The sequence below is a fragment of the Billgrantia desiderata genome (genome assembly GCF_900108215.1).
Classification (GTDB): domain Bacteria; phylum Pseudomonadota; class Gammaproteobacteria; order Pseudomonadales; family Halomonadaceae; genus Halomonas; species Halomonas desiderata.
The window spans coordinates 24,647-25,605 of sequence record NZ_FNVC01000018.1 but is presented as its reverse complement, the minus strand read 5'-3'; positions in this window follow the sequence as shown (position 1 = coordinate 25,605).

Sequence of the window (959 nt, the reverse complement as noted above, 5' to 3'; positions counted from 1 at the left end):
GTCGCGGCCCGCACGGGCCGCGCGGATAGAAACCAATGGGCGCGTGCAAACGGCGTGCGCATGGTGGGGTCGCGGCCCGCACGGGCCGTGCGGATAGAAACAGGGTCGCGGTGCCGCCCTTGGCCACATTGGACAGGTCGCGGCCCGCACGGGCCGCGCGGATAGAAACACGGGTCGGCGGCAGATCCACCCGCACATGTCGATGTCGCGGCTCGCACGGGCCGCGCGGATAGAAACTGGAGCAGCACCAGGCCGTCGTAATTGACCGTCGTCGCGGCTCGCACGGGCCGCGCGGATAGAAACATCAACGCCCACAAGGGCCGGGCCGTGGCACTGCGTCGCGGCTCGCACGGGCCGCGCGGATAGAAATCTTGGCGGTGTACCAGCCGCGGGTGATAGAAGAGGGTCGCGGCCCGCACGGATAGCAACCAGGGCTACTCCGTCGAAGGTGTTAAGGCGGTGCTGGTCGCTGTCCGTCTGGGTCGCGCGGATAGAAACAGGTTAGCGGGGGTGGGCTCGAGCTTGAGCCGTTGTCGCGGCCCGCACGGGTCGCGCGGATAGAAACTTGACGTACTGCTGCACGATCTCGGCGAGCTTGCCGGTCGCGGCTCGCACGGGTCGTGCGGATAGAAACACCCGCACGACCAGATCCTGCATCATCAGGTTGTCGTCGCGGCCCGCATGGGTCGCGCGGATAGAAACAAGAACTTCACGGCGTCGTCATAACGCTTGGTGACGTCGCGGCCCGCACGGGTTGCGCGGATAGAAACGCCGCTCTGGTCTGCCTGCACGGGCCGGAGACCAGGTCGCGGCCCGCACGGGTCGCGCGGATAGAAACTACCTGCCTCGGGGCGATGCGCTGGACCGCGCCCGTCGCGGCTCGCACGGGCCGCGCGAATAGAAACAAGGCCACCCCGCCGAAGGATGCGGCGCTGGCACGTCGCGGCTCGCACGGGCCG